16 protein-coding genes are annotated in these 19480 nt (G+C 69.0%); 7 read left to right on the forward strand and 9 right to left on the reverse strand.

Annotated features, from left to right (window positions below):
- Positions 1-17: 17 nt before the first annotated feature.
- Positions 18-200 carry a YdcH family protein gene (locus ACSVC7_RS08925; protein ID WP_448205588.1) on the reverse strand — a complete coding sequence of 61 codons (183 nt, stop codon included), beginning with the start codon at positions 198-200 and terminating at the stop codon, positions 18-20.
- A gap of 225 nt (positions 201-425) precedes the next feature.
- Positions 426-4004 carry a tetratricopeptide repeat protein gene (locus tag ACSVC7_RS08930; RefSeq protein WP_448205587.1) on the reverse strand — a complete coding sequence of 1193 codons (3579 nt, stop codon included), beginning with the start codon at positions 4002-4004 and terminating at the stop codon, positions 426-428.
- A gap of 145 nt (positions 4005-4149) precedes the next feature.
- Between ACSVC7_RS08930 and ACSVC7_RS08935 the strand changes: the two genes are divergently transcribed.
- Positions 4150-5430 (forward strand): class I SAM-dependent DNA methyltransferase, encoded by a 1281-nt coding sequence (locus ACSVC7_RS08935; protein WP_448205586.1) that lies wholly within the window; start codon positions 4150-4152, stop codon positions 5428-5430.
- Between the two features lie 77 nt (positions 5431-5507).
- On the opposite strand, the gene ACSVC7_RS08940 is transcribed toward ACSVC7_RS08935, so the two are convergent.
- Both ACSVC7_RS08940 and ACSVC7_RS08945 read right to left on the reverse strand, forming a co-directional pair.
- Entirely contained in the window at positions 5508-5990 is a 483-nt protein-coding gene (locus ACSVC7_RS08940) for a hypothetical protein (RefSeq protein WP_448205585.1), read from the reverse strand.
- Positions 5991-6208: 218 nt separating this feature from the next.
- Complete coding sequence (locus tag ACSVC7_RS08945; protein WP_448205584.1) at positions 6209-7708, reverse strand: tetratricopeptide repeat protein; 1500 nt, start codon at positions 7706-7708, stop codon at positions 6209-6211.
- A gap of 195 nt (positions 7709-7903) precedes the next feature.
- On the opposite strand from ACSVC7_RS08945, the gene ACSVC7_RS08950 reads away from it, so the two are divergent.
- Complete coding sequence (locus ACSVC7_RS08950) at positions 7904-8542, forward strand: hypothetical protein (protein WP_448205583.1); 639 nt, start codon at positions 7904-7906, stop codon at positions 8540-8542.
- Positions 8543-8605: 63 nt separating this feature from the next.
- Positions 8606-8809, forward strand: coding sequence for a hypothetical protein (locus ACSVC7_RS08955; protein WP_448205582.1), 204 nt, complete (start codon positions 8606-8608; stop codon positions 8807-8809).
- A gap of 117 nt (positions 8810-8926) precedes the next feature.
- Here the strand turns inward: ACSVC7_RS08955 and ACSVC7_RS08960 are convergent, their stop codons facing one another.
- Positions 8927-9553: an ATP-dependent Clp protease proteolytic subunit gene (locus tag ACSVC7_RS08960; protein ID WP_448205581.1), complete on the reverse strand. Its 627-nt coding sequence runs from the start codon at positions 9551-9553 to the stop codon at positions 8927-8929.
- Between the two features lie 252 nt (positions 9554-9805).
- Here ACSVC7_RS08960 and ACSVC7_RS08965 point away from each other — a divergent pair, with 252 nt between their 5' ends.
- Positions 9806-10657 carry a glycosyltransferase family 2 protein gene (locus tag ACSVC7_RS08965; protein WP_448205580.1) on the forward strand — a complete coding sequence of 284 codons (852 nt, stop codon included), beginning with the start codon at positions 9806-9808 and terminating at the stop codon, positions 10655-10657.
- Here the strand turns inward: ACSVC7_RS08965 and ACSVC7_RS08970 are convergent.
- Positions 10615-11430 carry a phosphodiesterase gene (locus ACSVC7_RS08970; RefSeq protein WP_448205579.1) on the reverse strand — a complete coding sequence of 272 codons (816 nt, stop codon included), beginning with the start codon at positions 11428-11430 and terminating at the stop codon, positions 10615-10617. The genes ACSVC7_RS08965 and ACSVC7_RS08970 overlap by 43 nt on opposite strands.
- Before the next feature lie 150 nt (positions 11431-11580).
- Between ACSVC7_RS08970 and ACSVC7_RS08975 the strand changes: the two genes are divergently transcribed.
- The 3 genes from ACSVC7_RS08975 to ACSVC7_RS08985 all read left to right on the forward strand — a co-directional run bounded on the left by ACSVC7_RS08975 (position 11581) and on the right by ACSVC7_RS08985 (position 16354).
- Entirely contained in the window at positions 11581-11958 is a 378-nt protein-coding gene (locus tag ACSVC7_RS08975) for a hypothetical protein (protein WP_448205578.1), read from the forward strand.
- Between the two features lie 129 nt (positions 11959-12087).
- Positions 12088-13227 (forward strand): efflux RND transporter periplasmic adaptor subunit, encoded by a 1140-nt coding sequence (locus tag ACSVC7_RS08980; protein ID WP_448205577.1) that lies wholly within the window; start codon positions 12088-12090, stop codon positions 13225-13227.
- 4 nt (positions 13228-13231) lie between these two features.
- Positions 13232-16354: an efflux RND transporter permease subunit gene (locus ACSVC7_RS08985; protein ID WP_448205576.1), complete on the forward strand. Its 3123-nt coding sequence runs from the start codon at positions 13232-13234 to the stop codon at positions 16352-16354.
- Positions 16355-16430: 76 nt separating this feature from the next.
- On the opposite strand, the gene ACSVC7_RS08990 is transcribed toward ACSVC7_RS08985, so the two are convergent.
- The 3 genes from ACSVC7_RS08990 to ACSVC7_RS09000 form a co-directional block, all read right to left on the reverse strand.
- Entirely contained in the window at positions 16431-17732 is a 1302-nt protein-coding gene (locus ACSVC7_RS08990; RefSeq protein ID WP_448205575.1) for a TRAP transporter large permease, read from the reverse strand.
- A gap of 3 nt (positions 17733-17735) precedes the next feature.
- Positions 17736-18245, reverse strand: coding sequence for a TRAP transporter small permease (locus ACSVC7_RS08995; protein ID WP_448205574.1), 510 nt, complete (start codon positions 18243-18245; stop codon positions 17736-17738).
- A 157-nt stretch (positions 18246-18402) separates the two neighbouring features.
- The gene (locus tag ACSVC7_RS09000; RefSeq protein ID WP_448205573.1) at positions 18403-19401 is read right to left on the reverse strand and encodes a TRAP transporter substrate-binding protein; all 999 of its coding nucleotides are present in this window, start codon (positions 19399-19401) and stop codon (positions 18403-18405) included.
- Between the last annotated feature and the right edge of the window lie 79 nt (positions 19402-19480).

Here is a 19480-nt window from a genome sequence, read left to right on the forward strand (position 1 = left end):
GGGAGTTCTTTAGGGTGTTAATTCACCCTGCGGCTGGTTCTGGCCAAACGATCAATCTCTTCCTTGATGTGCAGCTTCTCAAGCTTCAGGCGCTTGATGGCGCTTTCATCAGGCCAGGAGCGCTTTTCCTCGTCGAGGATCGCGCGGTCGAGGCGAAGGTGCTTTTCCTGCAGGGAAGATAGGCGAGCATCGGTGTGCATGGGCTGCTCTCCGTCGGATCGAACCGGCTCCTGCCAAGCCCGGCAGGCCGGAGACCATAGTGTTCACCCATACGAGCCGCCAAACAACCCTAAACTTTCAGCCTAGTACTCCAAAGACGGGGAATCACCGCACCGAACGATAGAGGGTGGGACAATACGTCGCATAAGACCCAAACATGCCATTCGTTGCGTGAATTCCCCGTTCGGCGGAGTTTCCTTGCGGGGTTACGGCCTTTCGGCCAGGGTCGCCGGTGCCGTGATCCGGGCCAAAAGAGCGGCGATCCGGCCGACGACGTCGGCGAGCGGTTCGCCGACGCTCGGCTGGAACAGGCGCTGGGCCGGGAACCAGGGGCGGACCGCACTTCCGAGTTGCGTCCAGTCCTGACCGCCAATGCGCCAGACCGGCACGCCCAGAGCCCCGGCCAGTTCGCCCGCCGCGGTCGCGGGGAGGATGACGAGGTCGAGGGCGGACGTCAGCGCCGCCACCCCGTCCAGATCGTCCTTGAGGTTCAGGTCGTCCCAGCCGTGCAGCCGCCGCCCGGACCGCTCGACGGCGGCGAGCTCCGCAGTGCAGTCGCCGTATTGCAGGTTCACCACCTGGACGTTGGGCAGATCCAGCACCGGGAACCAGTCCTCGACCTGTGTGTAGGCGGACTGGCGAAGCGCGGTGACCACTTGGCTGCGCCAGGCGATGCCGACCTTCAGACCGGGACCGAGCGCGTCCACCCGCTCTTTCCACAGCGCCGCCAGGGCCGGATCCGCGTGCAGGAAGGCGGGGCGGGTGGGGAAGGCGTCCAGTCGCCGGCGAAGCAGGGAGGGCAGGGAGCCGGCCGGGATCTGGAGGTCGCAGTCCGGGGAATCGATCGCCTCGCCGCCGGACCGGTTGACGGACTCCGCCCGCACATGAGCCCAGGGGAAGGCGCGGGCGAACAGCGGAACCAGCCGTCGGTCGCATTCCAGCACCACCGGCCCGCCGCGATCCTTCAGTCCGTCGAAGCAGGAGGCGAACAGGATCTCGTCGCCGAGCCCCTGTTCCGGCCACACCAGCAGGCGCCGGCCGGCGAGATCGTCGCCGCGCCAGAACGGGCGCGGAATGCGGCGCGCCCGCTGAAGCTGCCGCGCGGAGAAGCGCCGCTCGTAACCGGTCCAGCCGGCGTCCAGATTCCCGTCCATCAGTTGCAGAAGGCCCAGGTTCCAGGCCGCCAGCGCCGATCCCGGCTCGGTGTGGAAGGCGCGCCGGACGTATTTGCGGGAGTCCGCCATCCGGTCGTCCGCCTTCGCCATCGCGCCGAGATTGTTGAGCGTTTCCGCCGAATCCGGCCGCAGCGCCAGCGCCTTGCGGTACTGGATGGTCGCGTCGGCCAAGCGCCCCTCGACCTCGCAGGCGTGCCCGAGGTTCGTGTGCGCCGCCGGGTTTTCCGGAGCCAGCGCGATGGATCGCCGGTGCCAGCGCTTGGCCGCGGCGACGCTTGCCGGCTTGTGGAGCCCGAGGCCGAGATGGGTCAGCGCCTCCGGGAAGTCCGGCCGCAGGGCCAGGGCGCGGCTGAAGCAGGCCCGCGCCCGGTCCGTGCGGTCCAGCGCTTGAAGGACCAGCCCCAGGTGGTTCCAGGCGGCGGGGAAGTCCGGATCGAGCCGCAGGGCTTCGGCGATGTGGGTCTCCGCCTCCGCATGCCGGCCGGCCTGATGCGCGGCAAGGCCCAGCAGATGCAGCGCGTCGCTGTTGCCCGGGTCGCGATTGAGGACGTTCCGGTAGGCGGTCATGGCGTCGGCCAGATGGCCGCGCCGATGCAGGGCGATGGCCTGCGTCAGCCATTCCTCGGCGTTGAGGGTGGGCGCATCGGGGGTGGGCGTTTCGGCCTCCGTCGGCACGGGCAGCGGCCCGCGGAGCGTCTTGAGCGTTGCGGCCATGTGGGCCAGCACGTCATCGAAGCTTTCGCCGGTCCGGGGCTGGAACAGCCGCATGGTCGGGAACCAGGGGCGGACAGCGCAGCCGAGCTGCGTCCAGTCCTGGGCGCCGAAGCGCCAGACCGGCACGCCCAGCGCGCCCGCGAGTTCGCCCGCCGACATCGCCGGCGAGATCACGAGGTCCAGGTTCGCGGTCAGGGCCGCCGCCCCTTCGAAATCGTCCTTCAGGTCCAAATCGTCCCAGCGGTGGATGCGCACGCCGAAGCGCGCCTCCGCCGCCGCGATCTCCGCCGCGCAGTCGTCGTACTGCAGGTTTACGAAGACCACGCCGGGCACCGCGAAGATCGGGCCCCACTGGTCCAGCGTGGTGTAGGCGCCCTTGCGCTCTCGCGTGATCAGCTGGGAACGCCAGCCGATGCCGACCTTCAGCCCCGGCCCCAGGGCGTCCAGCCGTTCGCGCCACAGCGCCACCCGCGCCGGGTCCGGCCTCATCCAGGGGCCGGTCTGGTCGAATCCGCCGAGGGTCGAGCGGAGCAGGAGCGGCAGGGAGCCGGCGGGGATCTGAAGGTCGCAATCGGGCGGCACCACCGTCTCCCGCCCCTCGGGATCGATCGTCTGCGCCCGCACCGTCGCGCGGGGGAAGGAGCGGGCGAACAGGCCCACCAGCCGGCGGTCGGTCTCGATCGTCACCGGCCCGCCGCCCCAGGCGATCACGTCGGCGTAGCAGGAGGCGAACAGGATCTCGTCGCCCACGCCCTGCTCCCGCCAGATCAGCAGGCGGCGCCCGCGCAACCCCTCGCCCTGCCAAAGGGGGGCGTCGATGCGGCGGTCCGGAACGGCCTGTCCAGCCGCGAAGCGCGTCCCATAGCCGTGCCAGCCGCGCTCGATCTGCCCGTGCAGCAGCGCCAGCAGCGCGAGGTTGTAGCTGGCGGTGGCAAGTTCAGGGTTTTGCGCCAGCGCCTCCTCGTAGCAGACCTCCGCCTTGTCGAGCTTGCCTTGTGCCTGCAAGGCGTTGCCGAGGTTGTAGATCGCCTCGACGAAATGGGGGTGCAGCCTCAGGGCCTGCCGATAGCACAGCTCCGCCTGTTCCGGGTGGCCCAGCTTCTGCAACACGCCGCCCAGATTGTTCAGGGCCATCAGATGGTTCGGATCGCGCCGCAGGGCCTGGCGGTAGGCGATCTCCGCCCCCTCATAGGCTTCCTTCTTCTGAAGGACGGCGCCCAGGTTGTAGTGGGCCTTGGCGTCGTCGGGGCGAAGCCGCAGCGCGAGGCGGGTCTGCGCCAGCGCCTCGTCCAGCCGGCCGGCGGCCACCAGCGCGTCGCTCAGGTTGTTGTGCGCCTCCACCATGCCGGGGGACAGCGCCACCGCGCGCGCCAGCGCACGCAGGGCGTCGGCGGTCCGGTGCTGGGCGCGCAGCGCGTTTCCGAGATTGTACCAGGCCTTGGCGTAGTCCGGCTGAAGTTCCACCGCCGCGGTGAAGGCCAGCGCCGCCAACCCCGGCATGTCCTGCGCCTGGAACGCGTTGCCGAGGTTGTAGCGCACCCGCGCCGATTCGGGGCTCAGGGTCGCGGCCCGACGGTGCGCCTCCGCCGCTTCGTCAAAGCGGTTCAGGGCGGAGAAAGCGCTGCCGAGGTTGTCGTGGTAATCGGCCACGCCGTCGTCCAGCGCGATGGCGCCGCCGATCAGCTCCAGCGCGGCGTCTGCGTGCCCGACCTGGAGCGCCAGCACGCCCAGCAGGTGCAGCGCGTCGGGATGATGCGGGTTGGCGGCCAGCACCGCCCGGTATCCCTGCTCCGCCTCGCGCAGGCGGCCGCCCTGGTGGTCGGCCACGGCGCGGCCGAGCGTCGCGGCAATGGTCTCCGGCGACATCGGCCGGTCGCTGTCCGCACGCTCGTTCATGGGCCTCGCCTTCTCCGCCGGACGCGATCCGGCTGTTTTCCATCCGCACGCCCATCCCGTCGGGCGCGTTCGGAAGGAAGTGCCATGATCCGCCGTTCAAGGTAAAGATGCCGTTATTCCATCGTCCCTTTCAGGAGTCCGTCCGTTGACCGAGCCGCGCTCCCCGCTCCGCCTCGGCCCGCTCCGCCTCGGCCCGCTCCGCCTCGAAGGATTCGCCACGCAGGCGATGCGCCTGTACGCGGAGGCGAACGCGCTGGCCTCCCAGGGCCTCGCGGCGGAGGCGGAGGCCGCCTACCGGCGCACGCTGGCCCTCAACCCGCACTTTGCGGAGGCGCACAACAATCTGGGCAACGTGCTGCGCGCGCTGGACCGCGCGCCGGAGGCGGTGGCCGCCTACCGGGAGGCGCTGGCCCGCGGTCTCGACCACCCGCTGGTCCACTACAACCTCGCCACGGCGCTGAAGGCGGTGGGGGATGCGGGCCCGGCCGAGCGGTCCTTCCGGCGGGCTCTGGCGATGCAGCCGGACTATGCGGAAGCCTTCAACAACCTCGCCAACCTGCTGCGCGAGCAGGACCGGCTGGCCGAGGCGGCGACCGCCTACCGGCGGGCCGTGGCCCTGCGGCCCGATTGGGACGAGGCGCACGACAACCTGTCCGGCGCGCTCTACCTGCTGCACGAGGACGGGCAGACCGCCGAGGCGGAGCGTGTCGCCCGGCTCTGGCTGCGCGACCACCCCGACCACCCCGTGGCCCGCCACATCGGCGCCGCCGTCGCCGGACTCGGCACGGAAGCGCGCGCCTCCGACGCCTATGTGCGGCAGGTCTTCGACCTCTTCGCCGGGGAGTTCGAGCGCAAGCTGTCCGAACTCGGCTACCGCGCGCCAGCCCTGCTGGCCGAGGCCATTGCCGCCGAAAGGCTCGCGCCCGACAATGGCCGCACCGTTCTGGACGCCGGCTGCGGCACCGGGCTGTGCGCACCGTTCCTGCGCGCCTGCGCGGGCCGGCTGGTCGGGGTGGACCTGTCGTCGGGCATGCTGGACCACGCCCGCGCGCGCGGCCTCTATGACGACTTGGCGGAGGCCGAGCTGGGCGCCTTCCTCGCGGACCATCGCGCCGCATTCGACCTGATCGTGGCGGCGGACGTGCTGTGCTATTTCGGCGCGCTCGAAACCGTTCTGGCCGCGGCGGCGGCGAGCTTGCGCCCCGGCGGTCGTCTCGCCTTCACCGTGGAGCGGCTTGACGCGCCGGAGCCGCCCTACCGGGTCAGCCCGCACGGCCGCTATGCCCACGCCGAGGGCTATGTCCGCGCCTGCCTGGACGGGGCCGGCCTGACCATCACCAGCCTTGCCCGCGACACCCTGCGTTTCGAGAGCGGGGAGCCCGTGCAAGGGTTGGTCGTCGTGGCGACTGTGTCCTCCCTCGCGTGAGCGGGGGAGAGTCGGGGAAGTCGGCGTGCATGTATGGCCGGGGCAAGCCCGGCCATGATGCGTGACGATGGACGGCCTCAATCCGCCTGGGCACGGCAGGAGTCGAGCGCGGCGATGGCCTTGCGGGTGTCGTCCAGCGAGTAGGTGCCCGAGTAATTGTCGGGCTTGTCCGGCACTTCCATGTACAGCGAGTTGCCGTTCATCAGCGAATTGACGGCGTCGGAGCTGGCCGGAAGCACGATGGCCGCGGTGTTCTTGTCGGCCGCGAAGCCGTCGAGCTTCGCCCTCCAGCGCTTGTCGACTTCGAGGAGGACCTTGAACTCCTCCTTCTCCTTGAAGGTTGTGTCGGTGTCGTGGAAGGCCAGCAGCAGGCCCTGGCCCTTGGCCAGGTAGGAGATCATGATGCCGATGTCGTTCTTGTTGTCACCCTTCCAGGTCTGGGTGATGGCGCACTTCTTGCCGAGTTCGACGTTCCACACGCCGACCGTGGATTGCGCCTGAAGCGGGAGGGAAAGCATGAGAGCGGCCGCACCAACGGTGCCCGCGACGAGTCCACGCATACGATTCTCCTGGAAATGGCTGTCCGAGCGCTCGGCTCGCCCGTTCAAAATGACCGCGCAATCCTGGGCCGTCCATGGGATTCGGCAGATCCGTGTCGGTCATTGCGATGCTCGAATCCACGCCATCTCGGCACCGTCCATCAGCCGTCGTTGCCGCTCGGATCAAGTCCGGGCATGACAGCAGGAAATGGTGAGCCCGCGACCCGCCGAAATCCGTTCTAGGGAGCGGCCCCCGCGTCCGGAAACGGCAGCCCGTGGCGCCGATGATGGCGGTCGTGGATCAGCGCGCGGTCGCGGATCATCGGCCAGACAATGCGGCGCAGGAAGCGGTGGTCCTGGTTCCAGTCGGCTTCGGCCCCGGCGTAGCGCTCGATCAGCGGCTGCAGGTCGGGCAGGATCCCGGCGACGGCGCCCCACGACCCGCCCGGAACGACCTCCGTGTCCAGAACCCGGTTGCGCATGACGTGGAAGGGCAGGCCGGACGCGATCCAGGCCTCCACCGCCGCGCGCTCCTCGTGGGAGAGGCGCGCGTCACAGTCGCGGAACAGGACGCGGGCCACGGTCCGATCGTCGGCGGCGGCGAGCCGCCAGTAATGCCCGCGCGCGCGGCTGCCGTGGGCGTCCATGGCGACCAGTTCCGCCCCCGCCGCGGCCAGCTCCGCGAGCGTGCCGGCCGGGACGGAGCGGTCATGGTGAACGCGGACGGTCCAGCCAGGATAGACGGCCGGGGCGAGCCGGGCGTTTTCCACCGCACCTTGGATGTGGACGTCATGGTCGCCCCACAGGCTGAAGGCGATGATGTTGCGCCGGCGCGCGCTGGCCCCGCGCGGTACGGCGGGCAGGGGCGGCACGGCGGGCGCGTGCGCCATGGCCGTCCGGTCCTTCAGCGCCAGCGCCCGGTCGCCCCAGTCCACGGCCTCACCCTCCCGCCCCAGCAGGACGAGGGCGACGACCAGCGTGTCGATGGCGTCGCCGTGGCGCGGGTCGAGCCGCGCCGCGTGCTCCAGCGCGGCGGCCGATTCGGGCAGCCGGCTCACCATTCCCAGCGCGATGCCCAGGTTGAAGGCGGCGGACGGAAAGTCCGGCGTGATCGCCAGCGCGTGGCGGTAGGGCGCCAGCGAGTCCTCCCGCAGGCCCAGCGCGTACAGCGCGTTGCCGTAAAGGAAGGCGATGTCGGCGTCGAGCGGCGTCAGCTCCGCCGCGCGCTTCAGCGGGGGCAGAGCCTCCACCCCGTGGCCGGATTCCACCAGGAGCCGCCCGCGCTCGTGCAGCAGACCCGCCAGCCGCTCCCGCGCGATGTCGAGATCCGGGGCGGCGGCGACCGCGTGTTCGAGCGCCGCGATGGCCGGGCCGGTGTCACCCCGGGAGCGGTGCGCGTTGGCGAGGTCCGTCCAGGCTTCGGCAAAGTCGGGCTGCAGGGCGATGGCGCGCCGGTAAGCTATCACGGCCTCGGCGACCTGGCCGGCGGAGCGGTGGATGTTGCCGCTGTTGGCGTGCATGTCCGCCGCGTCGGGGCGCTGGGCGATCGCGCGGGCGATGAGCTGGAGGCCGAGCCTGTGCTCGCCGACCTGCCCGGCGAGAACGCCGAGGAAATGCAGCGCGTCCGGCTGGTCCGGCTCGGCGTCCAGGATGCGGTTGTAGAGCTCCTGCGCCTCGGCCAGCCGGCCGGCGAGGTGGTGGTCAAGGGCGAGCGCCAGCGCTTCCGCGATCGTAGCCATGGAACAGGCTTAGAAGGGCCGTGGCCCATCCGCAAGCACGACCGCTGTGAAAAATTGGCGAATGCCAGGCACGCCGAAACGCTGCGGTGGAATGCCTCATCGGGGGTAGGCGAATAATGATGAACAAACCCTTTACATTGCGCTGGATTAGAGGCAATCTAAGGTTCGAAGGTGTCATAATCCGGTGAACCTGTCATGAATGTGGCCCTCGCCACCACAACGGCTGTGAAGCCGTTGCCCATCATGACGGCCCGCGGCGGCGCAACCGCTGAGAGGGGGGCCGACACCGGACTTGCGCCCGCAGCCGACCCAGCCGCCAATCCGGCGCCGGTCGCTGCCACGGACCCCGCCGCGAACACAACCGCGAGCCCAACGGCCGACAAGGACGCGCCGATCGTCGGGCGCTATCCCAAGGTCGCCTACCGTTACGACGCCGACGCGTCGCGGCTCGTGCTGCTGTTCCGGAATCCGGCCGATGGCGCGACTGTCGATCAAATCCCGACCGAGACGGCGCTGAAGCAGTACAAGGAAGCGCTGAAGGACCGGAAATCCGGAGCGCCGTCCCTAAAGCTGCTCGTCGGCGGTTCGGACGAGCAAGGGCAGCAGGGTGTCGACGACCCCACGGCCCGGAACGGGGCTCAAAACGGCTCCACGCCGAACGCCACCTCCAATTCTGGATCCGCCAAATCCGGATCCTCGACGCCCGGCAAGGCGGGATCATCGTCGCATACCACTTCCGCGTCTGCGCCGACGGTGGTACACTCGTCACCGGTGTCGACGCACGTCGCGTCCACGGCCAAGGGTGGGACGGCGCGCGTCAACATGGTGATCTGATCCCGGTTTCGACCATCCGGGCCGGACGCTTCGCATCCGCCGTTTGAAAAAAGGCACTGAGCGATGGCACTCGACATCACGTCCTCGACCATGGGCGCGGCGATCGGCCTGCGGCAGGCGCAGGGCCAGATGGACTTCGGCGTGAAGACGCTGAACCAGAACGCGCAGCAGCAGGAGCAGGCCGTCACGACCCTGCTGCAACCGGCCGCGGCCGGCGGCGGCAACACCACCCCGACCCGCGGGCAGAACCTCAACATCGTGGTCTGATACCGGCGGCGTCCCCGCCAAACGGAAAAGACGTCGGCCCACAAAGTATCGGGCAGGAAAAAAGCCCCTCTCCGGCGAGAGGGGCTTTGGCATATCCGGCCTTGGCCGACGGGCCGCTTACTTCAGCTCGTCGAAAGACTCGATGATGTGGCTGACGATGCCGTACTCGCGGGCCTCGTCCGCCTGCATCCAGAAATTCCGGTCGGTGTCCTTCGCGACCTTCTCGAAGGACTGGCCGGTTTCACGCGCGATGATCTTGTTCAGACGCTCGCGCATGCGGATGATTTCCTTCGCCTCGATGGCGATGTCCGTCGCCCGGCCGCCCGTGCCGCCCAGCGGCTGGTGGATCAGGAAGCGGGTGTTCGGCAGGCAGAAGCGGTCTTCCTTCTTCGCGGCCAGGAAGATGTGGCAGCCCGCGCTGGCGACCCAGCCGGTGCCGAGCATCTTCACGCGCGGCTTCACGAAGCGGATCATGTCGTGGATGGTGTCACCCGCCTCGACGTGGCCGCCGGGGGAGTTCACCACGACCGTGATGTCGTCGTTGTTCTCATGGGCCAGCGCCAGCAGCTGGGCGGAGACCGCCTGCGCCAGCTTCATGTCGATCTGGCCGAAGATCAGCACCGTGCGCGCCTTGAAGAGATTCGTCTGCACGGCAGCGAAGGGCGGCTGGGCGCTTTCCTTCGACTTCTCGTCCGGCTCCTGCTCGGGTTCGTCGTCGAAGCGGGTGTATCCGTCGTGCGCCATCGTTTTTGATCTCCCTGAAGACGGGCTTTGGCTATCGGGGGCTTTGGCCATCGGATGTGAGCCGCACTGCGCCTCTCTCGGTTCTCCACATAGCCCGTATCGGGTCCATATTCAACGCCCCGCGACGCCAAATCCTACCCGAATGAGCCCCGAAGTGTGGCATACGCCTCGCGGCGGGGTTGCAAATCCCCCCGATTGCTCGGCACAATCCCCGTGCACAGCGGGCGCCGTGGACAGTGGGGAGCGCGGTCAATGGACGGTTGCGGCGTCTCGGTCATCATTCCAGCGCACCGGGCGCACGACACCATCGCGCGCGCCGTCGCCAGCCTGCTGGACCAGAGCTGGACGGACTGGGAAGCGGTCATCGCCAGCGACGACGGGACCGATTACCGCCCGACGCTGGAGGCCGCCGGCCTCTCCGACCCCCGCATCCGCTTCACCGGTACGGGCCGCGTCGGCGCCGGGGCGCCCGCCGCGCGCAACGCCGGGCTCCGCGCGGCGACCAAGCCGCTGATGGCCCCTCTCGACGCCGACGACCGCTTCCTGGCGGACCGGCTGGCCGTTCTGGCTCCGCTGGCGGCGCGGCACGGGGCAGCCGTGGACAATGTGGCGGTGGTGCGCGACGAGGACGGCGCGCCCCTCTCCACGCTGTTCCCGCCCGGTGACGGCATGGACGTCCTGAACGCGGACGGCTTCCTCGCCACCTCGGTGCCGATGTTCCCCGTCGTCCGGCGAGACCTCGTCCCCGGCTGGGAGGAGGACGTCAACTTCTGCGACGACGTGGTCTTCAACGTGCAGGTTCTCGACCGCGTCGGCCGACTGCCGCTGGTCCGCCGGCCGCTGTACGAGTACCGGCAGCGCGCGGGCTCCATCACCTTCTCCGCCGACAGCGGGGAACGGGCGGAGTGCTGCTACCGTCACGTCCTGGCCCGCCTGTCCGGCGATGGGCTCGGCATCGCCGACGAGTCCCTGCGCCGCCGCTTCGCCGCCGCGGTGGAGGCCAAGCGCGCCCTCAACGCCGCCTACGAGGCCGCGCACAAGGCCGGCCGCTGCGCGAATTTTCAGGAATTCCTGGCGCTGCGGGAAAATTCCCTGGCCGGGTAGTCGCCGATCGGGCTCAGGTGCGTGATCAGGCCGACGTCCGGCCGGTACAGATGCAGCGCCAGCGCCGACGGCTCGTCCGTCCAGCGGTAGGGCGGGGCGGGCGTGAGGTCCAGCGCGATCTGGTAGGCGACGGCGGGCGCCACATAGCCGTAGGCGCCGTTCCAGGACACCGCCGTCTGCCGGTGCGTGTGCCCGCACAGAACGGCCAGCACGTTGGGATGCGCCCTCACCAGCCGCCCCAGCTCCTCCGCACCCTCCAGGCAGCGCAGCGTGTCCAGAAAGGCCAGCCCGGTGTCGAAGGTCGGGTGGTGCAGGGCGACGATGGTCGGGCGCCCCGGCTGCTCGGCCAGCCGCTCCGCCGTCCAGGCGAGCCGCCGTTCGCACAGCGCGCCCACGGGCTTGCCGGGCACCGTCGAGTCGAGCATGAGGATACGGACGGGGAACTCCTCCACCGCATACTGGATGAAGTCGCCCTCCGTCGGCATCCAGCCGGTGCCGGCGAAGGTACGGCGCAGGCCGTTCCGTTCGTCGTGGTTGCCGGGCAGTACCCGGTAGGGGATGGCGAGCGGCGCCAGAAGCTCCGCCAGAGCCTCGTACTCGCCGGGTTTGGGGCCGTTGATCAGGTCGCCGGTGATCAGCACCAGATCGGGGCGCGGCTCCAGCGCGTTCAGGTGCGCCACCGCCGCCTTGAGGCGTGCGTTCGTGTCATAGGCGGTGTTGGGGGCGGTGCCGGGTGCCGTCACATGCAAATCGGAGATCTGGGCGATCAGCATCGGGCATCCCTCGGTTCGGCGCATTTCCGTTCCACATCGCCGATTTCAGGGCGTCGGGCAAGCCCGCCAATTGGCAGGCGGCAAAGCTTCCTTTACATTTCCATGACCATCCTGAGCGTCGGTACGGAAGTCCTGCACCGGGGTTGCGGCATGTCCACCTGCACAACGAGCCTGCTTGGGCGTCTGCTGGCGAACGGAAAATTCTGGCTGAAGCGCGCCCGCATCGACGCCGCCCACCTCGCGGGCGATACCCCCGGCGCCGGCCCGGACGGCTGCCTTCTCGCCGACTTGCGGATCGAGGATGGGCGGATTCGCGCCGTCCTCCCGGCGGGCGAGGCCCCCTGCTGCGCGCCGGGTCTGGCGCTGGAGGGCGGCGCGGTGCGCCCCCTGACCGCCGAGGGCTGCATCGGGCCGGGGCAACCCGCTGATCTGTCTCTGTTTCCGCCCGAATGCGACCGGCTGGACATCCAGGGCGGGCGCTTGGCGACGGATTTACCCGTTCCATCCATCCAGTGTGGGGACGCGTAACCTTCTCGACATCGGAACTGAACTGAACGATATAGTTCAGTTGTCGCCGGCAACTTTCATCGCCGCGGCAGAAACGAAACGTCTCGCCGGCCGGGTGTCGGGCGGCGGGCTTGTGCGGGTCCGGTTTCCATGCGCCACACGCTTCGCATCGTCGCCCTCGTGATTCTGGTCGCCCTTGGCGGTGGCGCCTACTGGTACTTCGTCAAGTTGGGCGGCACTCTCAACACGCTGATGGCCGGAACGGTTCCGGCGGCAGGCGGCGCGTCGAGCGGCAAGCCGGGTGGTCCGCAAGGCGGCCCGCCGGGCGGCATGCCCCCGATGCCGGTGGAAGCAGTGCCGGTGAGGGTGGGGGCCGTGTCGCGCACCGTGACCGCGGTCGGCTCGCTGTTGTCCAACGAATCGGTGGTGATTCGTCCGGAGGTCGCCGGCAAGATCGCCGAGATCGCCTTCCAGGAAGGCCAGCGCGTGACCAAGGGGACTGTGCTGGTGAAGCTGGACGACAGCATCGCCCGCGCCACGCTGGCCCAGGCCCAGGCGAGCATCGCCTTTTCCCGCGCTGAACTCTCCCGCGCCGAGCAGCTGCTGCGCCAGAACACCGGCCCGGCGCGCAACCGGGAGCAGGCGCTGGCCAAGCTCCAGGCGGACGAGGCGGCCGTGCAACTCGCCAAGGCGCAGCTTGAGAAGCTGACCCTGACCGCCCCCTTCGACGGCGTGCTGGGCCTGCGCAAGGTGTCGGTTGGCGACGTGGTGGCGTCCGGCAAGGACATCGTGAACCTGGAAGCCATCGACACGCTGAAGCTCGACTTCCGCGTGCCGGAGCTGTACCTGCCCGCGGTCAAGGTCGGCCAGACGCTCAACGTCGCGGTGGACTCCTTTCCCGGCCGGACCTTCGAGGGCAAGGTCCTCGCCATCGACCCGCTGGTGGACGTGAATGGCCGCGCCGTCGCCATCCGCGCCCGCGTGCCCAACCCCGACGGCACCCTGCGCCCCGGCCTGTTCGCGCGCGTCAGCCTGACCATCGACACGCAGCCGAACGCCGTGCTGGTGCCGGAACAGTCCATCGTCGCCTTCGGCAAGAACCAATTCGTTTTCAAGGTCGTGGACGGCAAGGCCGCGCAGGCCCCGGTCAAGCTGGGCGAGCGCCGCAACGCCGAGGTGGAGATCACCGACGGGCTGAAGCCCGGCGACATGGTGGTCACCGCCGGCCAGCTGAAGATCCGCGACGGCGCCCCGGTGATGGTCGTCAACAACAAGCCGGCCGGGAGCTGAGCCGATGGTCCTCTCCGACATCTCGATCCGCCGGCCCGTCCTGGCGACGGTGATGAGCCTCGCGCTCATGCTGATCGGCCTGGTCTCCTACCAGCGTCTGGCGGTGCGCGAGTATCCCAAGATCGACGAGCCCGTGGTCACGGTGGAGACCACCTACAAGGGTGCGTCGGCCGAGATCATCGAGACCCAGGTCACCCAGATCCTGGAGGACAGCCTGTCCGGCATCGAGGGCATCGACGTGATGTCCTCCATCAGCCGCGCGGAAAAGAGCCAGATCACCCTGCGCTTCCGCCTGGACCGCAACGTGGATGTGGCGGCCAGCGACGTGCGCGACCGCACCGGCCGTGTGCGCGCCCAGTTGCCGAACGAAATCGACGAACCGGTGATCGCGAAGGTCGAGGCCGACGCGCAGCCGATCCTCTATCTCGCCTTCTCGTCCGACCGGCATTCGCCGCTGGACGTGACCGATTTCGCGGACCGCTACGTCAAGGACCGCCTGCAGAACCTGCCGGGCGTCGCCCAGGTGCGCATCTTCGGCGAGCGCCGCTTCGCCATGCGCCTGTGGCTCGACCCGCAGCGCATGGCCGCCTACCGCGTCACCCCGCAGGACGTCGAGAACGCGCTGCGCAAGCAGAACGTCGAGATCCCCGCCGGCCGCGTGGAGAGCAAGGCGCGCGAGTTCACCGTCGTCTCCGAAACCGACCTGCGCACGCCGGAGGAGTTCGAGCGGATCATCCTGCGCGACGAGGGCGGCTATCTGGTCCGCCTCAAGGATGTGGGCCGGGCCGAGGTCGGTGCGCTGGACGAGCGCGTCAGCGCCCGCTTCAACGGGCGGCCGGCCGTCGCCATCGGCGTGGTCAAGCAGTCCACCGCCAACCCGCTGGACGTGTCGAAGGCGGTGAACAACGCCCTGCCGCTGATCCGCGCCGCCGTGCCGGAGGGCATGGGGGTGGAGGTCGCCTACGACAGCTCCGTCTTCATCTCCCGGTCCATCGACGCGGTGTTCCACACGATCTTCGAGGCGATCGTGCTGGTGGTGCTGGTCATCTTCTTCTTCCTGCGCTCGCTGCGCGCGACGCTGGTGCCGCTGGTGACCATCCCGGTGTCGCTGATCGGCGGCTTCGCGCTGATGTACGCCTTCGGCTTCTCGGTCAACACGCTGACGCTGCTGTCCATGGTGCTGGCCATCGGCCTCGTCGTGGACGACGCCATCGTGATGCTGGAGAACATCTACCGCCATGTGGAGGAGGGCATGCCCCCCTTCCAGGCGGCGCTGAAGGGGTCGAAGGAGATCGGCTTCGCGGTCATCGCGATGACCATCACGCTGGCCGCCGTGTACGCCCCCATCGGCTTCATGACCGGGCGCACGGGCCGTCTCTTCTCTGAATTCGCACTGACGCTGGCGGGGGCTGTGATCGTGTCGGGCTTCGTGGCCCTGACGCTGTCGCCGATGATGTGCTCCAAGCTGCTGAAGCACCAGACCAAGCACAACGTCTTCTACAACCTGATCGAAGGCATCCTGAACGGCCTGACCAACGGCTATCGCGGCCTGCTGCGCCTGTCGCTGCGCGCCCGGCCGGTGGTGCTGCTGATCGGGGTGGTGGTGGCGGGGCTCAGCTACACGCTGTTCACCGGCCTGAAGTCGGAACTGGCGCCGGTGGAGGACCGCGGCACCATCGTCGGCATCGCCATCGCGCCGGAAGGCTCGACCCTGGACTACACGGAAAGCTACGCCAAGCGCATGGAGGGGCTGTTCCGCGACATCCCCGTGCTGGAGAAGTTCTTCGTCGTGGTCGGCTTCCCTGTGGTGAACCAGGGCATCAGCTTCGTCCGACTGGTCGATTGGGACAAACGCGACGTGAAGCAGCAGGCGATCACCGCGCAGCTCTTCCCCAAGATGTTCGGCATCCCCGGCATCCTGGCCTTCGTCACCAACCCGCCGTCGCTGGGCCAGAGCCCGGTGGAGAAGCCGGTCAACTTCGTCATCCAAAGCTCGCTGCCCTACGACGAGCTTCAGAAGATGGTGGACGGCCTGCTGGCCGAGGCGCGCAAGTTCCCCGGCCTGACGAACCTGGACACCGACCTGAAGCTGAACAAGCCGGAACTGCGCATCACCATCGACCGCGACAAGGCGGCCGACCTGGGCGTGGATGTGGAGACGGTGGGCCGCACGCTGGAAACGCTGCTGGGCGGCCGTCAGGTCACCCGCTTCAAGAAGGAAGGCAAGCAGTACGACGTGGTGGTGAAGGTCGCCGACGTGGACCGCCGCAACCCGGACGACATCGCCTCCATCTACGTGCGCGGGACGCCGCCGGTGGCCTCGGCCGCCGGGGTCGGGACGACGGCGGGGGCGATGATCTCGCTCGCCAACCTCGTCCATGTCGAGGAGCGCGTGGCGCCGAAGGAGCTGAACCACTTCAACAAGCTGCGCTCGGTCACCATCACCGCCACGCTGGCGCCGGGCACCTCGCTGGGCGAGGCGCTGGGCTACCTCCAGGGGGCGGCGGACCGCGTGCTGCCGGTCACCGCGCAGACCGACTACGCCGGGCAGAGCCGCGAGTTCCGCGAATCGGCGACGGGCCTGTACTTCGTGTTCGTGCTGGCGCTGGCCTTCATCTATCTGGTGCTGGCCGCCCAGTTCGAGAGCTTCATCGACCCGTTCGTCATCATGCTGACGGTGCCGCTGTCCATGACGGGCGCGCTCGCCGCGCTGCAGTTCACGGGCGCCACGATGAACGTGTACAGCCAGATCGGCCTCGTCACGCTGGTCGGCCTCATCACCAAGCACGGCATCCTGATCGTGGAGTTCGCCAACCAGCTCCAGCGCGAGGGGGTGGACATCCGCAAGGCGGTGGAGGAGGCGGCCGTGCTGCGCCTGCGCCCCATCCTGATGACCACCGGCGCCATGGTGCTGGGCGCGGTGCCGCTCGCCACCGCCCACGGGGCCGGCGGCGAGAGCCGGCAGGCCATCGGCGCGGTGATCGTCGGCGGCATGATGCTGGGCACCCTGCTGACGCTGTTCGTCGTGCCGACGGTCTACAGCTACATCGCCAAGAAGAAGCCCTTCCCGGCGGAGGACGCCGTCGCCCACCCACCGCACGGCGCCGCACCGCACCCGGCGGAATAAGGCCGGACGCGGACACGAAAAAGGCCGGGCTGCGCATCACCGCAGCCCGGCCTTTTCTTTTACGGCGTGGTGCTTCCTACCCGATCATCTTGGACGGCAGCCACGTCGCCAGCCCCGGAAAGACCCAGAGCAGAGCCACCATCAGGATCATCACGAAGAAGAAGGGCAGGGAGGCCTTGCCGATCGTGAAGATGTCCTTGCCCGTCATGGGCTGCAGGACGAACAGGTTGAAGCCCACCGGCGGGGTGATCTGCGCCATCTCCACCACGATCACGATGTAGATGCCGAACCACAGCAGGTCGATGCCGGCCTTCTGCACCATCGGCAGGATGACCGAGGTCGTCAGCACCACCATGGAGATGCCGTCCAGGAAGCAGCCCATGAGGACAAAGAACAGGGTCAGCACCACGAGCAAAGCCGCCGTGGACAGCTGCATGGACGTGATCCACTCCGCCAGCAGGCGCGGAATGCCGGTGTAGCCCATGGCGACGGTCAGGAAGGCCGCCCCCGCCAGGATGAAGCCGATCATGCAGGAGGTGTGGGCGGCGCCCAGCACGCTGTCGCGGAAGGTCGCCCAGCTCAGCGTCCCGGTTGCCAGCGCCAGGACCAGGGAGCCCAGCACGCCCACGCCCGCGGCCTCCGTCGGCGTCGCGATGCCCGCGTAGATGGAGCCCAGCACGGCGACGATCAGCAGCACCACGGGGATCAGCGATCCGGTGTCGCGGATCCGGTCGGCGAGGCTCTGCTCCGGCTCCGGCGGCGGCACGCGGTCGGGGTTCAGCAGCGACCAGCCGCCGACATAGGCCATGAACAGGCCGGTCAGCACAATCCCGGGGATCACGCCGGCGATGAACAGCCGGGCGATGGACACGTCCGCGGCCACGCCATAGACGATCATGATGATCGACGGCGGGATCAGCAGCCCCAGCGTGCCGGCCCCGGCGAGCGAGCCGACGATCATCATCGGGTCGTAGCCGCGCCGGGTCAGCTCCGGGATCGTCATGCGCCCGATGGTGGCGGCGGTCGCGGCCGAGGAGCCGGACACCGCCGCGAAGATCGAGCAGCCGACGATGTTGACGTGCATCAGTCGGCCGGGCAGCCAGCCCATCCAGGGCGCCAGCCCCTTGAACATGTCGGACGAGATGCGCGTGCGGAACAGGATCTCGCCCATCCAGATGAACAGCGGCAGCGCCGTCAGCGTCCAGGAGGTGCTGGCCCCCCAGATGTTGGTCGCCATGACGAGCCCGATGGGGCGCGAGGTGAACAGCGCCATGGCGACGAAGCCGACGCCGGCCAGCGCCAGCGCGACCCAGATGCCGGCGCCCAGCATGAGGAACATCGTCACCGTGACGACGATGGAGGCGGTTGTCTGGTCCATGGCTCAGCCCTCGCTCTGCAAGCCGGCGGTCTGGTAAGAGGCCGGGCGGCCCTGCAGCACGGCCACCAGATCGTCCAGCAGCGCCACGACCAGCACGACCAACCCGGCCGCCATGGCCGCCTGCGGGATCCACAGCGGGATCGGCAGCACGCCCTGGCTCAGGTCGCCGAAATCGTAGGAATCGTAGGTCATGCGCAGCCAGAACCACGCGAAGTAGAGGCTGAGCGCCGTGGCGAAGCTCAGACAGACCAGTTCCATGACGCGGCGCGGTCCGTCGCGCAGGCGGTCGATCAGCACGCCCACGCGGATGTGGGCGCCCCGGCGCAGCGCCGGCCCCAGCATCAGGAAGAAGGACGCGGCCATGCAGTAGCCGGCCAGCTCGTCGGCCCCCGGCACCATGCGCCCGAACAGGCGCGCGAACACCTGGCTGACGATCAGGACCCCGATCAGGACCAGGAACACCGCGCCCAGGAACTCGGCGGCGCGGTACAGGATGGACAATGCGGTGCGCATGACGCGACCAACTCCGGAAGGCGGGCGGGGAGGGGGTGTCGTGGTGCTGGAAAACTCTTGCCCCCTCCCTAACCCTCCCCCGCTCCGCGGGAGAGGGAATTCAAGTCCCTCCACCGCGAAGCGGGGGAGGGGTTGGGGAGGGGGCAAAGGTTTCGTCCTACTTCCGGAACGCTGCGACGATCGCCTCGCCGTCGGCCCCGGCGGCCTTCATCCATTCGTCGGTCATGGTCTTGCCGATGGCGGCGAAACCGTCCTTGATGGCGGGCGACGGAGCCAACACCTTCATGCCGTTGTCGGCCAGGGTCTTGTTCAGCTCGGCCGTCTTCTTCTCCCACTCGGCCCAGCCCTTGGCCTCGGCCTTGGCGGCGGCCTCCTGCACGGCCTTCTGGGTGCCGGCGTCCAGGCCCTTCCAGACCTCGTTGCTGATGAAGACCATGTTGCGCGGCAGCCAGGCCTGGATGTCGTAATAGACCTTCACGAAGTCCCAGGCCTTGGTGTCCACGCCGGTGGCGGCCGACGTGATCATGGCCGTCACGATGCCGGTGCCGAAGGCCTGCGCGACCTCGGCCGCCTCGATCTTGGTCGGCACGGCGCCGGTCAGTTCGGCGATACGGGTGGTGGCGGGGTTGTAGGCGCGGAACTTCTGGCCCTTCAGGTCGGCGACGGAGCCGATCTCCTCCTTCACATACAGGCCCTGCGGCGGCCAGGGGATGGAGTAGAGGAGCTTCAGTCGCTGCCGCTCCAGCTTCTTTTCCAGGTAGGGCTTGGAGACCTCGTAGAGCTTCTTCGCGGCGGCGAAGTCGGTCGCCAGGAACGGCACCGAGTCGAGGCCGTAGAGCGGGTCCTCGTTGGCCCAGGAGCTGATCAGCACTTCACCCAGCTGCGCCTGCCCGGACTGGACCGCGCGCTTGATCTCCGGATGCTTGATGAGCGAGCCGTTGGAATGAACGGTGATCTGGATCTTGCCGCCGGTCGCCGCCTTCACGTCCTCCGCGAACTGCCGCACCACGACGGTGTGCAGGTTCGTGTCCGGGTAGGGCGTCGGCATGTCCCAGGTCTCGGCGATGGCCGCGACGGGCGCGGCGGCAAGGCCGAGCCCGAAGGCGCCGGCGAAGAGCTGGGCGATGAGGCGGGTGCGCAGGGTGATCGCGGTCATGTTGGTTGGGCCTCCCCGATTTTTTGACCATACGAATGAAACGCTGCACGATCTTCCGTCCACCCCGCGGCCGACGCAA

The organism is Azospirillum mesophilum (genome assembly GCF_053470405.2).

Excerpts from the sequence above, each read along its gene's own strand:
- ACSVC7_RS08925 (WP_448205588.1), bottom strand. The coding sequence starts at position 200 with ATGCACACCGATGCTCGCCTATCTTCCCTGCAGGAAAAGCACCTTCGC.
- ACSVC7_RS08930 (WP_448205587.1), bottom strand. The coding sequence starts at position 4,004 with ATGAACGAGCGTGCGGACAGCGACCGGCCGATGTCGCCGGAGACCATT.
- ACSVC7_RS08940 (WP_448205585.1), bottom strand. The coding sequence starts at position 5,990 with ATGCGTGGACTCGTCGCGGGCACCGTTGGTGCGGCCGCTCTCATGCTT.
- ACSVC7_RS08945 (WP_448205584.1), bottom strand. The coding sequence starts at position 7,708 with ATGGCTACGATCGCGGAAGCGCTGGCGCTCGCCCTTGACCACCACCTC.
- ACSVC7_RS08950 (WP_448205583.1), top strand. The coding sequence starts at position 7,904 with ATGAATGTGGCCCTCGCCACCACAACGGCTGTGAAGCCGTTGCCCATC.
- ACSVC7_RS08955 (WP_448205582.1), top strand. The coding sequence starts at position 8,606 with ATGGCACTCGACATCACGTCCTCGACCATGGGCGCGGCGATCGGCCTG.
- ACSVC7_RS08960 (WP_448205581.1), bottom strand. The coding sequence starts at position 9,553 with ATGGCGCACGACGGATACACCCGCTTCGACGACGAACCCGAGCAGGAG.
- ACSVC7_RS08965 (WP_448205580.1), top strand. The coding sequence starts at position 9,806 with ATGGACGGTTGCGGCGTCTCGGTCATCATTCCAGCGCACCGGGCGCAC.
- ACSVC7_RS08970 (WP_448205579.1), bottom strand. The coding sequence starts at position 11,430 with ATGCTGATCGCCCAGATCTCCGATTTGCATGTGACGGCACCCGGCACC.
- ACSVC7_RS08975 (WP_448205578.1), top strand. The coding sequence starts at position 11,581 with ATGTCCACCTGCACAACGAGCCTGCTTGGGCGTCTGCTGGCGAACGGA.
- ACSVC7_RS08980 (WP_448205577.1), top strand. The coding sequence starts at position 12,088 with ATGCGCCACACGCTTCGCATCGTCGCCCTCGTGATTCTGGTCGCCCTT.
- ACSVC7_RS08985 (WP_448205576.1), top strand. The coding sequence starts at position 13,232 with ATGGTCCTCTCCGACATCTCGATCCGCCGGCCCGTCCTGGCGACGGTG.
- ACSVC7_RS08990 (WP_448205575.1), bottom strand. The coding sequence starts at position 17,732 with ATGGACCAGACAACCGCCTCCATCGTCGTCACGGTGACGATGTTCCTC.
- ACSVC7_RS08995 (WP_448205574.1), bottom strand. The coding sequence starts at position 18,245 with ATGCGCACCGCATTGTCCATCCTGTACCGCGCCGCCGAGTTCCTGGGC.
- ACSVC7_RS09000 (WP_448205573.1), bottom strand. The coding sequence starts at position 19,401 with ATGACCGCGATCACCCTGCGCACCCGCCTCATCGCCCAGCTCTTCGCC.